This window comes from Geodermatophilus maliterrae (genome assembly GCF_041018925.1).
Classification (GTDB): Bacteria; Actinomycetota; Actinomycetes; order Mycobacteriales; family Geodermatophilaceae; genus Geodermatophilus; species Geodermatophilus maliterrae.
Window position 1 is genome coordinate 70,192 of record NZ_JBFNXQ010000007.1, and the last position, 13,361, is coordinate 83,552.

At 76.3% G+C, this 13,361-nt stretch carries 16 protein-coding genes; 6 read left to right on the forward strand and 10 right to left on the reverse strand.

Annotated elements, in window-relative coordinates:
- The first annotated feature begins 147 nt into the window (after nucleotides 1-147).
- Nucleotides 148-843, forward strand: coding sequence for a hypothetical protein (locus ABQ292_RS04145; protein WP_369203515.1), 696 nt, complete (start codon nucleotides 148-150; stop codon nucleotides 841-843).
- Here the strand turns inward: ABQ292_RS04145 and ABQ292_RS04150 are convergent.
- On the reverse strand, nucleotides 821-1,777 hold the full coding sequence (locus tag ABQ292_RS04150) for an NAD-dependent epimerase/dehydratase family protein (protein ID WP_369203517.1): 957 nt from the start codon (nucleotides 1,775-1,777) through the stop codon (nucleotides 821-823). The two genes, ABQ292_RS04145 and ABQ292_RS04150, sit on opposite strands and share 23 nt — an antisense overlap.
- A gap of 129 nt (nucleotides 1,778-1,906) precedes the next feature.
- Between ABQ292_RS04150 and ABQ292_RS04155 the strand changes: the two genes are divergently transcribed.
- Nucleotides 1,907-2,596, forward strand: a complete 690-nt coding sequence (locus tag ABQ292_RS04155; protein ID WP_369203520.1) for a TetR/AcrR family transcriptional regulator — start codon at nucleotides 1,907-1,909, stop codon at nucleotides 2,594-2,596.
- A 10-nt stretch (nucleotides 2,597-2,606) separates the two neighbouring features.
- Here ABQ292_RS04155 and ABQ292_RS04160 read toward each other — a convergent pair whose 3' ends face one another.
- The 3 genes from ABQ292_RS04160 to ABQ292_RS04170 all read right to left on the reverse strand — a co-directional run bounded on the left by ABQ292_RS04160 (nucleotide 2,607) and on the right by ABQ292_RS04170 (nucleotide 5,088).
- Nucleotides 2,607-4,334, reverse strand: coding sequence for a DUF885 domain-containing protein (locus ABQ292_RS04160; RefSeq protein ID WP_369203522.1), 1,728 nt, complete (start codon nucleotides 4,332-4,334; stop codon nucleotides 2,607-2,609).
- Complete coding sequence (locus ABQ292_RS04165) at nucleotides 4,331-4,867, reverse strand: heme-binding beta-barrel domain-containing protein (protein ID WP_369203524.1); 537 nt, start codon at nucleotides 4,865-4,867, stop codon at nucleotides 4,331-4,333. Before ABQ292_RS04165 ends, ABQ292_RS04160 begins: the two co-directional genes overlap by 4 nt.
- 74 nt (nucleotides 4,868-4,941) lie before the next feature.
- Nucleotides 4,942-5,088, reverse strand: a complete 147-nt coding sequence (locus tag ABQ292_RS04170) for a hypothetical protein (RefSeq protein WP_369203526.1) — start codon at nucleotides 5,086-5,088, stop codon at nucleotides 4,942-4,944.
- 67 nt (nucleotides 5,089-5,155) lie between these two features.
- On the opposite strand from ABQ292_RS04170, the gene ABQ292_RS04175 reads away from it, so the two are divergent.
- The gene (locus tag ABQ292_RS04175; protein WP_369203528.1) at nucleotides 5,156-5,905 is read left to right on the forward strand and encodes a DUF4184 family protein; all 750 of its coding nucleotides are present in this window, start codon (nucleotides 5,156-5,158) and stop codon (nucleotides 5,903-5,905) included.
- Nucleotides 5,906-6,083: 178 nt separating this feature from the next.
- Here ABQ292_RS04175 and ABQ292_RS04180 read toward each other — a convergent pair whose 3' ends face one another.
- The 6 genes from ABQ292_RS04180 to ABQ292_RS04205 form a co-directional block, all read right to left on the reverse strand.
- Nucleotides 6,084-6,377 (reverse strand): DUF1416 domain-containing protein, encoded by a 294-nt coding sequence (locus tag ABQ292_RS04180; RefSeq protein WP_369203530.1) that lies wholly within the window; start codon nucleotides 6,375-6,377, stop codon nucleotides 6,084-6,086.
- Between the two features lie 6 nt (nucleotides 6,378-6,383).
- Nucleotides 6,384-7,211, reverse strand: coding sequence for a sulfurtransferase (locus ABQ292_RS04185; RefSeq protein ID WP_369203532.1), 828 nt, complete (start codon nucleotides 7,209-7,211; stop codon nucleotides 6,384-6,386).
- Between the two features lie 36 nt (nucleotides 7,212-7,247).
- Nucleotides 7,248-7,685 carry a DUF4395 domain-containing protein gene (locus ABQ292_RS04190; RefSeq protein WP_369203534.1) on the reverse strand — a complete coding sequence of 146 codons (438 nt, stop codon included), beginning with the start codon at nucleotides 7,683-7,685 and terminating at the stop codon, nucleotides 7,248-7,250.
- 147 nt (nucleotides 7,686-7,832) lie between these two features.
- Complete coding sequence (locus ABQ292_RS04195; protein ID WP_369203536.1) at nucleotides 7,833-8,282, reverse strand: TlpA family protein disulfide reductase; 450 nt, start codon at nucleotides 8,280-8,282, stop codon at nucleotides 7,833-7,835.
- Between the two features lie 40 nt (nucleotides 8,283-8,322).
- On the reverse strand, nucleotides 8,323-9,024 hold the full coding sequence (locus ABQ292_RS04200; protein WP_369203538.1) for an LmeA family phospholipid-binding protein: 702 nt from the start codon (nucleotides 9,022-9,024) through the stop codon (nucleotides 8,323-8,325).
- Between the two features lie 2 nt (nucleotides 9,025-9,026).
- On the reverse strand, nucleotides 9,027-9,863 hold the full coding sequence (locus ABQ292_RS04205) for a hypothetical protein (RefSeq protein ID WP_369203540.1): 837 nt from the start codon (nucleotides 9,861-9,863) through the stop codon (nucleotides 9,027-9,029).
- Between the two features lie 238 nt (nucleotides 9,864-10,101).
- On the opposite strand from ABQ292_RS04205, the gene ABQ292_RS04210 reads away from it, so the two are divergent.
- From ABQ292_RS04210 to pstS, 3 genes are all read left to right on the forward strand, one after another.
- On the forward strand, nucleotides 10,102-10,872 hold the full coding sequence (locus ABQ292_RS04210) for a winged helix-turn-helix domain-containing protein (protein WP_369203543.1): 771 nt from the start codon (nucleotides 10,102-10,104) through the stop codon (nucleotides 10,870-10,872).
- A complete protein-coding gene (mshD, locus tag ABQ292_RS04215) occupies nucleotides 10,869-11,813 on the forward strand; it encodes a mycothiol synthase (RefSeq protein WP_369203596.1) in 945 nt (314 codons plus the stop codon). Before ABQ292_RS04210 ends, mshD begins: the two co-directional genes overlap by 4 nt.
- Before the next feature lie 351 nt (nucleotides 11,814-12,164).
- The gene (gene pstS / locus ABQ292_RS04220; RefSeq protein WP_369203545.1) at nucleotides 12,165-13,283 is read left to right on the forward strand and encodes a phosphate ABC transporter substrate-binding protein PstS; all 1,119 of its coding nucleotides are present in this window, start codon (nucleotides 12,165-12,167) and stop codon (nucleotides 13,281-13,283) included.
- Nucleotides 13,284-13,361 lie beyond the last annotated feature (78 nt).

A 13,361-nucleotide genomic window follows, 5' to 3' on the forward strand; every position in this document is an offset into this window, starting at 1 on the left:
CGGACAGTCACCCGACCCCCGGGCCGCCGACACTCGTCCAGTCGGCCCACGCGCAGCCGCCCTCGTGGCGGCGCCGTGGAAAAGCCCGGGGGTCGTCCGTCCCTGGGGACAGTCCCCAGCCGCACCGCCGGGGAGGGCCGAGCGGCCGTGGACACCGCCACGCGCAGCGCACCGGCCGGACGCTGGATCGCCGAGGCGGTCCGCGCCGCCGCCGCGGACACCGTGGCCGCGCTCCTGCCGGCCCGCTTCCCCGCCTACGCCCGGGTGTTCCACCCCGCCGTCCGCTACGCGGGTGACGACGACGTCCACGTCCGCTGGGACGAGGTGGCCGCGGTCAACGGCACCACCCCGCACCGGCTCATGCAGTGGCCGGGCATCACCGGCTCGTGGGACTTCGTCAGCGAGCTCGACCAGCCCGGGGTGTGGAACGACGCCCCCGCCGAGGGCCACCTGGTCGAGCACGTCGCCCGTGAGGTGGCCGCCGTCCTGGCGCTCGAGACCGGCACGCCCGGCGAGTGCTGGTTCGGCTGGGACGACGGCGGCGCGGCCGACCTGCCCCGCCTGCGCCTCCCCCGCGTCGACCTGCTGTTGGTGCGCGGCCCCGTCGAGCGGGCCGCCGCCAACTTCGCCCCCGAGCCGCACGAGCAGAGCGCCGCGCTGTGGTGGCCGGTCGACCGGGCGTGGTGCGTGGTCACCGACCCCGCCCTGACCAGCACCTACGTCGGCGGCAGCATCGACGCCGTCGACGCCCTCCTGGCCACCCGGCTGGAGGTCGCCCCCGCCCAGCCGGGCGACCCGATCACACCCGACAGCGACCCGGTCAACCCGGTCGAGCCGCGCTAGCTCGGACCCGCGTGGGCTCGGCCGCGCCCGCGGTCGCCGCGAGCACCTGGTCCCACGGGGTGGCCGTCAGCCCGAACGCCTGCGTCGTCGCCGTGGCGTCGAGGACGTACTCCTGGTCGAACTGGTGCCGGATGTCGACGACCTCGCGCATCACCGGCGAGAACCGGCCGACCGCCTGCAGCACGGGCCACGGGACGCCGCTGACCGGCACCGGCCGGCGACCCATCGCCCGGGCCAGGTCGGCCAGGGCCTGCCGCTGCGAGCGCGGCGGGTTGCTCGGGACGTGCCAGGCCCGGCCGAGCGCCCGCGTGTCGGTGCCGAGCACCGCCAGTGTCGCCGCGACGTCGGGCAGGTACGTCCAGCTGCGTGGCGCATCGGGGTCACCGACCACCCACGCGCGGCGGCCGCGGCGCAGAGCGGGGAGCTGGCGGACCAGGTGGGAGTGGTCGGCCGGCACCTGCGGTCCGACGAAGTCCCCCGCCCGGGCCTCGGTCATCCGGATGCGGCCGGCCTCGTGCGCGGCCAGCGCCTCGCGCCACATGGCGATCCGCACCCGGCCCTTGGTGTCGGTGGCGGCCAGCGGGCTCTCCGGGGTCATCGGCCCGGTGGGGCGGCCGTAGACGTACAGGTTCGACATGGTCACCAGCACCGCGCCACTGCGCTCGGTGGCGGCGAGCAGCGCGGCGGCCACCGGCGGCCAGTCGGTGGTCCAGCGGTCGTACGCCGGGTTGACGGCGTTGTAGAGCGCCGCGGCACCGGTGGCCGCCTCGGTCAGCCCGGCGGCGTCGGCGGCGTCCACCCGGCGGTGCTCGACCCGGTCGGTCGAGGTCCCGCCGCTGCGGGACAGCACCCGTACCCGGTGCCCCTGGTCGGCCAGCAGCTCCGCCGTCGTCAGGCCCACCGGCCCCTTGCCCACGATCACGTGCAGTGCCACGTCTCCTCCTGAGGAGCTCCGTCGAGAGCGGTGCTCTCGTTCGAGGACGACGCTCGCTCACATCGTTCGTCATGTCAAGAGCAGCGCTCTCACTTGCGCGCAGTGCTCTCGATCGGTCAGGATGACAGCGTGCCCACCGCCCGCGAGCGCGTCCGTGCCGAGCTGACCGCCGAGATCGCCGAGGCCGCGCGCCGCCAGCTGGCCGAGGTGGGAGCGGCCGCGTTGTCGCTGCGCGCGGTGGCCCGGGAGCTGGGGATGGCCTCGTCGGCCGTCTACCGGTACTTCCCCAGCCGCGACGACCTGCTGACCCGGCTGATCATCGACGGCTACGACGACCTCGGGGCCGCGGCCGAGGCCGCCGACGACCCGGCCGCGCCGCCGGCGCAGCGGTGGACGTCGGTCTGCGCGGCCGTGCGCGACTGGGCGCGGGCGCACCCGCACGAGTACGCGCTGCTCTACGGCTCGCCCGTACCCGGGTACACCGCGCCACGGGACACCGTGCCCGCCGCCTCGCGGGTGGGCATCGTCCTCGGCGCCGTCCTCGGCGACGCCGCCCGCGCCGGCCTGCTGCCCGAGACCGCCGGCGGACGGGAGCCCGGACTGCTCGGGGACGCCGCGGTGGAGGTCCTCGGCGGCGGCCACCCGGCGGTCGACGACGCCGTCCGCGTGCGCGCGCTGGTGGCGTGGAGCGCCCTGTTCGGCACGGTCAGCTTCGAGCTGTTCGGGCACCTGGTCGGGTCGGTCGAGGACGCCGACCGGTACTTCGACCGCGCGATGACCGAGCTGGCCGGCCTGGTGGGGCTCCGGCCGGCCGGCTGAGGCGCCGTGGCTACAGCTGCGCCAGCTCCGCCTCGAGGTCGTCGAGGCCCAGCGAGCCCTGCGAGAGCGCGGCCATGTGCCACGCCTTGAGGTCGAAGTCCGCGCCCCGCGCCCGCTGCGCGGCGTCCCGGCCGGCCCGCCACGCGCGCTCGCCCAGCTTGTAGCTGATCGCCTGCCCGGGCAGGCCCAGGTAGCGGATGAGCTCGCTGTCGAGGAACGCCGGGTCGCTGCCGAGGTGCTCGCCGGCGAAGGCCCGCGCCAGCTCCGGCGTCCACGGCTGCCCGCGGTGCCCGGTCAGCACGCCCTCGGCGTCGTCCGGGATCGGGAGCCGCAGGTGCATGCCGATGTCGATGACCACGCGCACGGCCCGCAGCTGCTGGGCGTCGAGGTAGCCCATCCGGGCGCCGGGCTCGGTCAGGTACCCGAGCTCGTCCATCAGCCGCTCGGCGTAGAGCGCCCACCCCTCGACGTTGGCGCTGACCGAGCCGAGCGAGGTCTGGTAGGTCGACAGGTCCCGGGAGACGTAGGCCCACTGGGCCAGCTGCAGGTGGTGGCCCGGGACGCCCTCGTGGTACCAGATCGAGACGAGGTCCCACAGCGGGAACCGCTCGCGGCCCAGCGTGGGCAGCCAGGTGCGACCGGGGCGGGAGAAGTCCTGCGCCGGCCGGGTGTAGTACGGCGCCGCGGCGCTGCCGGGCGGCGCGATCATCGCCTCGACGTGGCGCACCGGCTCGGCGAGGTCGAAGTGCGTGCCGTCCAGCGCCGCGATCGCCTCGTCCATCATCGACTGCAACTGCTGCCGGATGGCCTCGACGCCGTCGACCGCGGGACCGTGCTCGTCGAGCCAGCGCATCACCTCGATCGGCGTGGCACCCGGCCGCAGCGCGTCGGCCTCGGCCCGCTGCTCGGCGAGGATCCGCCGGTGCTCCGACCAGCCCCAGGCGTAGGCCTCCTCCAGCCCCTGCCCGGCGCCGAGGTCGGAGCCGTTCCACCGGCGCGCGGCGATCGCGTACCGGTCGCGGCCGACGGCGTCCGGCGTCCCCTCGGCCTGCGGGCCGTAGGTGTCGCGGAGGAAGTCCCGCACCTCGGCCACCGCGGTGTCGGCCGCGCGCGCCGCCGCGTCGAGCTCGCCGCGCAGCGCCTCGGGGCCCGAGGCGGCCAGGCCGCCGAAGAAGGGGCCGGAGAGCCACTCGCCGAGCTGGCCGACGACGGTGGACACCTGCCGCGGCGCGACGAGCAGCCCGCGCCGGGCACCCTCGCGGAGCGTCTGGAGGTAGCCGCGGTAGGCCTCGGGCACCCGGGCCATCCGGCGGGCGACGACGGACCAGTCCTCCTCGGTCGCCGTCGGCATGAGCAGGAAGACCTGCCGGATCGAGTGCACCGGGCTGAACAGGTTGGACAGGGCGCGGAACCCCTCGCCGGCGTCGTGCGCCGCCAGCTCGGCGCCCAGGCGCTCGCGCAGCAGCCGCGCGCAGCGGCGCTCGACCGCGTCGTCGGCCAGTGCCGGGTCGGCGGCGAGGACGGCGTCGAGCTCGGCGAGCGTGCGACGGGCCAGCTCGGCCTCGGCCTCCAGGCCGGCCGGGCTGGGGTCGGGCAGCCGGTCGTCACCGGGCCGGGTGCCCAGCGACGTCGCGACGATCGGGTCGAGGTCGCAGACGGCGTCGACGAAGCGGTCGGCCGTCCTGCGCGGGGTGGCGGGGTGGGTGGGGTCCAGCGGCGCCGTCGTCGGCCCGGTCACCGGAGCCGCTCCAACCGGGCGGACATGGTCGGGCGCAGCGGGGTGTCGGCCCCGGCGCGGTCGACGGCGTACATGAGCGCCCCCTCGACGATCCCGTAGAGCCGCACGGCCCGGGTGGTGTCCGGCGCGTCGGGCGTGCGGGCCACGACGTCGCTGGTCAGCTCCCAGCTCGTGGTCGTGCGCGCCGTTCCGACGTAGAGCTCGATCAGGCCGTCCGGGCTGGTGACCAGCAGCTCGACGTCGTCCTGGCCGCGCGGCCGCCAGAAGCCGGACTCCCGGACGCCGGGCCCCTCCACCCGGCCGTCGTCGCCGATCAGCCAGGTGCGCGACTCGTAGGCGAGGAAGTCACGGCCGTCGTGCGCGAAGCGCAGCCACTGGCCGAAGCGCCGGTCACCGGCGTCTCCCCCGGCGGCGACCCCCTCGCCGTGCCACTCCCCCAGCAGCGGCAGCACCGACAGCAGGCCCGGCGCCACCTCCGGGCCGGAACGGACGTCGACGGTGTCGGCGACGGGCAGGTCGGTCGGGCCGGTCACCGGCCGGCGTCCCGGGGAGGCATGACCGCCACGGTAGTCGGCGCGCCCGCCCGCCCCTCCCCGCGGACGGGGGTTCAGCGGCCGCGCGGGGACCGCGCGGGGGGCACCGGGGCCGGCGACCGGCGCGGGGACCGGTGCGGGCGGGCCAGCCGGCGAGCGGCGAGGAGGCAGGCGAGGGCGGCCACCGCGAACAGCGCGACGAGGACCCAGGCGGCGACCACGGCGCCACGGTAGGCGGGCACCGGCACGGGCGGCTGCCGGACCCGCCGCGCCGGGCAGGATGGAGCCGTGCCGTTCACCGGGAGCCACCCCGCGGCGGTGCTGCCGTTCCTGCGCACCGGGCTCCCGGCCTCGGCGCTGGTGGCCGGCAGCCTGGCGCCGGACCTGCCCTTCTACCTGCCCGGCCGCCCGGACTGGCCGACGCACGGCGCCCTGGGGATCGTCACCGTCGACGTCGTCCTCGGCGCCGCGGCGTGGGCGCTCTGGCACGGCCTGCTCGCCGCCCCGGCACGCGCCGCGGCCCCGGCCGGGCTGCGCCGGCGGGTCCGGCCACCGGCCGGGCTCCGGGCCCGGCTGTCCTCGGTGCGGGCGGTCGCCGGCGTCCTCACCGCCCTGGCCGTCGGTGCGGCCACGCACGTCGGGTGGGACCAGTTCACCCACTGGTGGGGCTGGGGCACCCGGCACGTCCCCGCCCTGACCGCGCCGGTGGGCAGCGCCCTCGGTGAGGACTGGTACGGCTACGACGTCGCCCAGCACGCGAGCACGCTGGCCGGCGCGGTGGTGCTCGCCGGCTGGCTGCTGCGCTGGTGGCGCCGGACGCCGTCCCGGACCGACGACCTGCACGGCACCGCCTGGGTCGTGTGGGGCGGGCTGCTGGCCCTGGGAGCCGTCGTCGGGGTCGCGGCGGCGCTCCGGGCGCCCGGGCTGCTCGAGGCCGGCTTCGCCGGCGCGACCGCGGGTGGCGCGGTGATGGCGGTCGCCGCGGGGTTGGCCGCCGTGGCCTGGCACGCCCGCCACCGGGCGCCGGCCGACGGGTGAGCCAGGCTGGACGGCCGGGCACACGGCCCGGGACGGCGGAGGAGGACGGCGCCATCGACAGCCGACGGGCGGGGGCTGCGTGACACGCTGCTCGACCGGGTGGTGCCCGGCGTCGGCCGTGTGGCCCCCTGCAGGGTCCCGCCGCGAGCCTGCGGGCGGTGGGGCAGGGGGGCCTTCGTCAGTCGAGGACGACCGTGGTCTCGTTCAGGCCGACGTCGGCCGACACGACCCGCTCACCGCGGCCGGCGGGGGCCAGCGAGCGCAGCTTCCACGCGCCGGGGGCGGCGAAGAAGCGGAACTCGCCCTCGGGGCTGGTGACCACCTCGGCGGTGAACTCGTCGGTGGCGTCGAGCAGCCGCACGTAGGCACCGGCGACCGGGGCGCCGTCGTGCCACACCTGGCCCTGGATCACCGTCTGGGTGTCCAGGTCGATGCCGGCCAGGCCACCACCCTGCTTCGGGGCTCCGCACATGTCAGCTCACTTCTCGATCGGGACGCCGACCAGCGAGCCGTACTCGACCCAGCTGCCGTCGTAGTTCTTGACGTCGGTCTTGCCGAGCAGCTCGCGCAGCACGAACCAGGTGTGGCTCGAGCGCTCGCCGATCCGGCAGTAGGCGATGGTCGGCTTGCTGTCGTCGAAGCCCTGCTCGGCGTAGAGCGCCTCGAGCTGCTCGTCGCTCTTGAACGTGCCGTCCTCGTTGGCCGCCTTGCTCCACGGGATGTTCTTGGCGGTGGGGACGTGCCCGCCCTTCTGCGCCATCTCCTGCGGCAGGTGCGCCGGGGCGAGGATCTTGCCGGAGAACTCGTCGGGCGAGCGGACGTCGATGAGGTTCTTCGACCCGATCGAGGCGACGACCTCGTCGCGGAAGGCGCGGATCGACAGGTCGGGGTCCTGGGCCGTGTACTGCGTGGCCGGGCGCTCCACGGCGTCCTTGGACAGCGGGCGGCCGTCGAGCTCCCACTTCTTGCGGCCGCCGTCCATCAGCTTGACGTCCCGGTGGCCGTAGAGCTTGAAGTACCAGTAGGCGTAGGCGGCGAACCAGTTGTTGTTGCCGCCGTAGAGGATCACGGTGTCGTCGTTGCTGATCCCGCGGGAGGACAGCAGGGCCTCGAAGGCGCTCTTGTCGACGAAGTCGCGGCGCAGCGGGTCCTGCAGGTCCTTCTTCCAGTCCAGCTTGACGGCACCCTCGAGGTGGCCGCCGTCGTAGGCGCTGGTGTCCTCGTCGACCTCGACGAAGACCAGGCCGGGGTCGCCGAGGTGCTCCTGGACCCAGTCGGCGGTGACGAGCACGTCGTTGCGGCTCATGGGGGGTGTTCCTCCCTGTGGTGGGTGTGCGGACGGTCAGGCGGTGCGGGCCGGACGGGCCCGCCGGACGGTGAGGTAGAGCTCGCAGCCGAGGCAGAAGCCGGTGGCCGCGTTGAGCAGGGCCGCCACCAGCGCGAGGCCGGTCGCGACGGCGCCGACCAGCGGCGCCCCGGAGAGGTACCCGGCGGCGCCCACGACGGCGAAGACGAGACCCACGAGCTGGGCGAAGCGCACCGGCGCCTCCGGCTCGCGCTCGCGCGCCGGGCCCAGCCGCGGCGCGACCAGGCTGCGGAAGAGCACCGCGTAGGGCGCGTACCGCAGGCCGGCGGCGGCACCGACGGCGAAGACGGCGGCCTGCGCCGCGGCGAGCAGGCCGCTCGCGGTCAGCAGGACGACGGCGAGGACGGCGCTGGTCACCCACGCGGCGAAGCGGGGGCCGCGCACGTCGACCGTGCGCGCGGGACTGTCGGGCATCAGATGGGCTCTCCGGACGGCGGTGGGGGCACGTCTGGGCGGAGCGGGGCCGCCCTCAGGAGGCGCGACACAGGCAGCTGCCGACGCGGCACAGGTCCACTGTGCGGCGCGAGGTCAGCAGGGTGCCCACGCGGCGAGGGTAGCCGATCACGACCGGGGTCCCGTGTGCGCGTCGACCAGGGCGCTGAGATCCTCCGGGCGGGGCGCGCCGCTGCTGCGGCCGAGCAGCCGCCCCTGCCGGTCGAGGTAGAACAGCGTCGGGGTGCGCCGGACGTCGAGCTCGCGGACGGCGTCGAGGTGGCTCTCGGCGTCGACGTGCACGTAGGCCAGGCCCGGCCGGGTGTCCTGCAGGTGCTGCAGCCGGGCGCGGGTGGTGCGGCACGGCCCGCAGAAGGCGGTGGAGAACTGGACGACGGTCAGATCGGCGTCGCCGGGCCGCACGCCGAGCTGCTCGAGCACCGCGGTGGGTCGCACGCCGTCCTCCTCCGCACCGTCGGCCGCGGCACGCAGCCGCCCGTCGCGGGTGTGCAGCCACCAGGCCGCCACGGCGGTGAGCGCGAGCGCCGCGGCGAGCACCAGCAGTCCGGTCCCGCTCATCCCCGGCCCCAACCGGGCCGGGACGCAGCACATTCCCGCCTCACGACGCGCGGAGCACCGTGTCCGTGGCCTCGACCGCGACGTCGACGCCGTCGTCGGCGGGGGTGACGCCGGTCAGCTGCAGGCCGAACGGCAGCCGGACCGGGTAGCGCAGGTCCAGCAGCCCGACGGCCCGGTCGACGACGAAGTCCGGCGCGCCGACGCCGGCGGCCTCGGCCTCCTCGACCTCGACGAGCAGGTCGTCGCCGTCGAGGAGGACGTCGCCGACCGCGGTGAGCGGCACGGTGTAACCGAGCACCTCGACGGTGCGGGTGACCCGCAGCCCGTCGCCGGCCCGCTCGAGGGTCGTGTCGGCGCCGAGCTCGCGCGACAGCAGCGCGTAGGACAGCGTCGCCGTCCCGTCGACGCGGTCGACCGGCACCTCCCGCACCGAGCCGGACAGCGCGTCCGACAGCGGCACGTGCACGCCGCGCAGCGTGACGTCGGCGCGGGTGCCCTCGGGCTGGCCGAGGTCCGCGGCGGTCAGCCCGACGCGCACCTCGTCGTAGGTGCCGGCCACCGCCTGGGTGAGGAACGGCCAGCCGGTGACGTCGACCTCCGGGGCACCGGCGAGGGCCCCCGCGTCCTGCAGCGCCGCGGCCACCCGGTCCTCGGCGATCCCCTCGGCGACCGGGTCGGCCACCAGCGCGACCCCGCCGAGGACGACGACGAGGGCGACGAGGACCGCCAGGAGCGCGCGCACGGTCAGGCGACGGCGAACGCGAGCAGGACCGGCGCGCACAAGGCCAGCGGCAGCACCGCCGCCACGAGCACCCCGGCGGCGGGCCGGGCGCCGTCCGCGTCGGCGTCCGGGCCGGTCAGGGCGTCGGTCAGGGCGAAGGAGGTGACCAGCCCCGCCAGCGCGGCGGCCAGCCCGAGCGCCAGGCCGGTGGTGATCCCGGAGAGGACGTCGACCAGGTCGCCGGCGCCGCTGTCCAGCAGTGCGACGGCGGCACCGGCGGCCAGGGCCACCAGCAGTCCCGGCACGCCGCGGGCGACCCCGTCCGCGACCTCGGGACGGGGCAGCACGGCGTCGACCACGTGGCCGGCCGCCAGGGCCGCGCCCACCACGAGCAGCGGCGAGCCGGCCGCATCCCCGGTCTCCCCGGCGACCTCGGGCAGCAGGAGCAGGGCCAGCGCGCAGGTGGCCGCCACCAGCAGCGCCGTGCTGCCGAGGGAGCCCACGACGTCACGCCGCGGGGGCCGGCGCAGCATCTGGTGCAGCACGGCGGCGAGCAGGGCCGGACCGGCGACGGCGAGCAGCACCCCGGGGCCGGGCCGATCGGCGAGGGCGACGAGCAGGTCGGCGCCGACGGCGGCCGCCAGGGCCAGGACGACGACCCCGAGTGCACCGGGCGGGGCGGTCGCCAGGACCCACCCGGCGGCCAGCGTGACCTGCAGGAGGAACACCGCGGCCGGCCCGCCGCGCTCCCCGAGCAGGCCCTGCGCGAGGACCAGCAGCGCCGTGGCGACCGCGACGGCGAGGGCCGAGCCCAGGTGGAGGGCCCGGGTGCCGGCCGGGTCGTCCAGCGCCGTCGTCACGCACCCTCCTCGCCGGACCGGCGGCCCCGCGCGCGGCGCCGCGGGTCCCGCTGTGACCTGATCGTCGCAGACGCCCCCCGCTCGTGGCGCCCGACGAGCGCAGCGGTGGGCGCGCCCCGCACCCGCCACGGACCGTTCTCCAGTCGTGACGGGTCGTCGCGTCGGGGGCCCGGAGCCCGTCGGCTATCCTGCAGTCTCGGTTCGACAGCGCCGTCGATGCCCTCCCCGAGGAGACGACATGCGACTCGTGCTCATGACCGCGGCGCGTCAGGCGACCACCGAGGTGCTGCCCGCCCTGGGCCTGCTCGGCCACCAGGTGCGCGTGGTGGCCCCCGAGCTGTCCAGCCTGCTCGACGGCGACTCCGGGGACGTGGTCCTCGTCGACGCCCGCCACGACCTCGTCCAGTCCCGCACGCTGTGCGGTCTGCTGAGCTCCACCGGGGTGGCCTCGGCGCTGGTCGCCGTCCTCTCCGAGGGCGGGCTGGTCGCCCTGTCGGCCGACTGGGGCGTCGACGACGTCCTGCTCGACACCGCGGGTCCCGCCGAGGTCGACGCGCGCCTGCGCTGGGCCACCGCCCGCCGGCTCGCGGCCACCACCCCGGCCGACGGCGCCGACGGCGGTCTCACGCAGGCCGGTGAGCTGGTCATCGACGAGCACAGCTACTCGGCCAAGCTGCGCGGCCGCCCGCTGGACCTGACGTACAAGGAGTTCGAGCTCCTCAAGTACCTCGCCCAGCACCCGGGCCGCGTCTTCTCCCGCGCCCAGCTGCTGCAGGAGATCTGGGGCTACGACTACTTCGGCGGCACCCGCACCGTCGACGTCCACGTCCGCCGCCTGCGCGCCAAGCTCGGCACCGAGCACGAGGCGCTCATCGGCACCGTGCGCAACGTCGGCTACAAGCTCGACCAGCAGGTCGCCGACGCCACCGCCGCCGCGGCGCGCGCCGAGGCGGAGCAGGCGGACGAGGCCGTCGCCGGCCCCGCCCGCAGCACCGCCCCCCTGCTCTGAGCGCGCCCACCGTCCGCGACCCCGGGCGGCTCGACCCCGCCGACACCGCGGCCGTCCTCGCGCTGCTGCGTGCCGCGGCCGCGGCCGACGGCGTCCGGCCGCTGTCGGAGGAGGCCGAGCTGCGCCTGCAGCACGGCGGGCCGCACGGCGGCCAGGACGTCGTCGCCACCACCGAGGACGGCGTGCTGACCGGCTACGCGCGCCTCGAGCTGGGCGCGCCCGGGTCCGCCGACGACGCCGAGGCCGAGCTCGTCGTCGCCCCCGAGGCCCGCGGCCGTGGGGTCGGCGCGGCGCTGCTCACCCGGCTCGAGGAGCTGGCCGCCGGCCGGCCGCTGCGCGTGTGGGCGCACGGCGACCTGCCGGCCGCGACCGCGCTGGCCACCGCCCGCGCCTACACCCGCGCACGCGTCCTGCTGCAGATGCGCCGGCCCCTCACCGACGACGACCTCGACCCCCGTCCGGCACTGCCCGACGACGTGCACGTGTCCGCCTTCCGGCCCGGCCGGGACGACGAGGCGTGGCTGCGGGTCAACGCGCGGGCCTTCGCCACCCACCCCGAGCAGGGCGCGTGGACACCGGAGGACCTGCACCTGCGCGAGGCCGAGCCCTGGTTCGACCCGGCCGGCTTCCTGCTGGCCTGGCGCGGAGACCCGGACGCGGGTGGCACCCTGCTCGGGTCGCACTGGACCAAGGTGCACCCGCCCGGCGACGCCGGCCCGGACGCCGTCGGCGAGGTGTACGTCCTCGGCGTCGACCCCACCGCGCAGGGACTGGGCCTGGGCCGCGCGCTCACCGACCTCGGTCTGGCGCACCTGCGCGGCCGCGGGCTGGAGGAGGTGCTCCTCTACGTGGAGGAGGACAACGCCGCCGCGGTGCGCCTCTACGAGGGCCGGGGATTCGGCCGGCACGCCGTCGACGTCTCGTGGCGGCGCGTCCCCTAGGGAGGACCTTCCTGTCCCCCACGCCTCGCAGCAGAAGGACCCCGTCCTCCCCACCCCTCGCAAGCTCGGGGCGGTGCCCTGGACGGGGCCGGGGTCCCTGCGGGAGGGCCGTTCCAGCACGTCGCCTGCTCGCGGCGGGACCCGGCAGGGGCCGGTCCGCCACCTGACACGCGGTCGTTCACCGATCGGTTGTGACGACGTTCTCACCCGGTCGGCAAAGGCTCCGCGGCCGTTCACCGGTCGTTCACCGAGCGAACCGGGACCGGCCACCTGCGCTGCCTACCGTCCCTCTCGTCGGTCCTGCTGTGCCCGGCATCGAGGTCCGGGTCTCCTCTCTCGAAAGGCACTGGGTTGAAGCTCAGCACCACGTCGCGCGCCGCCGTCCTCTCCACGGCGCTGGCCAGCACCCTCGCGCTCGCCGCGTGTGGTGCCGCCAACGAGTCCGAGTCCTCCTCCGGGGGCGGCAGCGGCAGCGGCGAGAGCGCCCAGCAGCTCAGCGGTGACCTCGTCGGCGCCGGCGCGAGCAGCCAGCAGGCGGCCATGGAGGCCTGGCAGGCCGGCTTCCAGGGCGAGTACCCGGACGTGGACTTCTCGTACGACCCGGTCGGCTCGGGCGGTGGCCGCGAGCAGTTCATCGCCGGCGCCACGGACTTCGCCGGCTCCGACGCCGCGCTGGACGAGGAGGAGCTGGCCTCGGCGCAGGAGCGCTGCGCCGGCGGTGAGGTCTTCGAGCTGCCGAACTACATCTCGCCGATCGCGGTCATCTACAACCTCGAGGGCGTCGACGAGCTGAACCTGCGGCCCGCCACGATCGCCGGCATCTTCACCGGCCAGATCACCAACTGGAACGACCCGGCCATCGCCGCGGACAACCCGGACGCGACGCTGCCCGACCAGGCCATCACCCCGGTGCACCGCGCCGACGACTCGGGCACGACGGACAACTTCACCGACTACCTGTTCCAGGCCGCCGGTGACGTGTGGACCTCCGAGCCCGACGGCGTGTGGCCGCTGCCGGGCGGCGAGGCGGCCAACGGCACCTCGGGTGTCGTCGGCGTGGTGGAGAGCACGGCCGGCGCGATCACGTACGCGGACGCCAGCCGGGCCGGCGACCTCGGTGTGGCCAACGTGGCCGTCGGTGACGAGTTCGTGGCCCCGACCCCGGAGTCCGCGGCGGCCGTCGTCGAGAACAGCCCGGCCGTCGAGGGCCGCGGTGAGTACGACTTCGCCGTCGAGGTCAACCGGCTGACGGAGGGCTCGGGCGAGTACCCGGTCGTCCTGGTCAGCTACCACGTCGGCTGCGTCACCTACGACGACCAGGCGGCCGCGGACAACGTCAAGGCCTTCATGCAGTACGTGGTGAGCGAGGACGGCCAGCAGGCCGCCGCCGACAACGCCGGCAACGCCCCGATATCGGACACGCTGCGCGAGCAGGCCCAGACCGCGGTCGACGCCATCAACGCCGGCTGACGCGCACCGACCGGTGGTGGCCCGGGGCGCCGGACGACGCCCTGGGCCCACCGCACCGCCCGAGACGGGCACCCGACA

What these genes read in the sequence shown, in the direction of transcription:
- ABQ292_RS04210 (WP_369203543.1), top strand. Translation starts at nt 10,102, where the DNA reads ATGCGACTCGTGCTCATGACCGCGGCGCGTCAGGCGACCACCGAGGTG.
- ABQ292_RS04185 (WP_369203532.1), bottom strand. Translation starts at nt 7,211, where the DNA reads ATGAGCCGCAACGACGTGCTCGTCACCGCCGACTGGGTCCAGGAGCAC.
- ABQ292_RS04180 (WP_369203530.1), bottom strand. Translation starts at nt 6,377, where the DNA reads ATGTGCGGAGCCCCGAAGCAGGGTGGTGGCCTGGCCGGCATCGACCTG.
- ABQ292_RS04195 (WP_369203536.1), bottom strand. Translation starts at nt 8,282, where the DNA reads ATGAGCGGGACCGGACTGCTGGTGCTCGCCGCGGCGCTCGCGCTCACC.
- ABQ292_RS04190 (WP_369203534.1), bottom strand. Translation starts at nt 7,685, where the DNA reads ATGCCCGACAGTCCCGCGCGCACGGTCGACGTGCGCGGCCCCCGCTTC.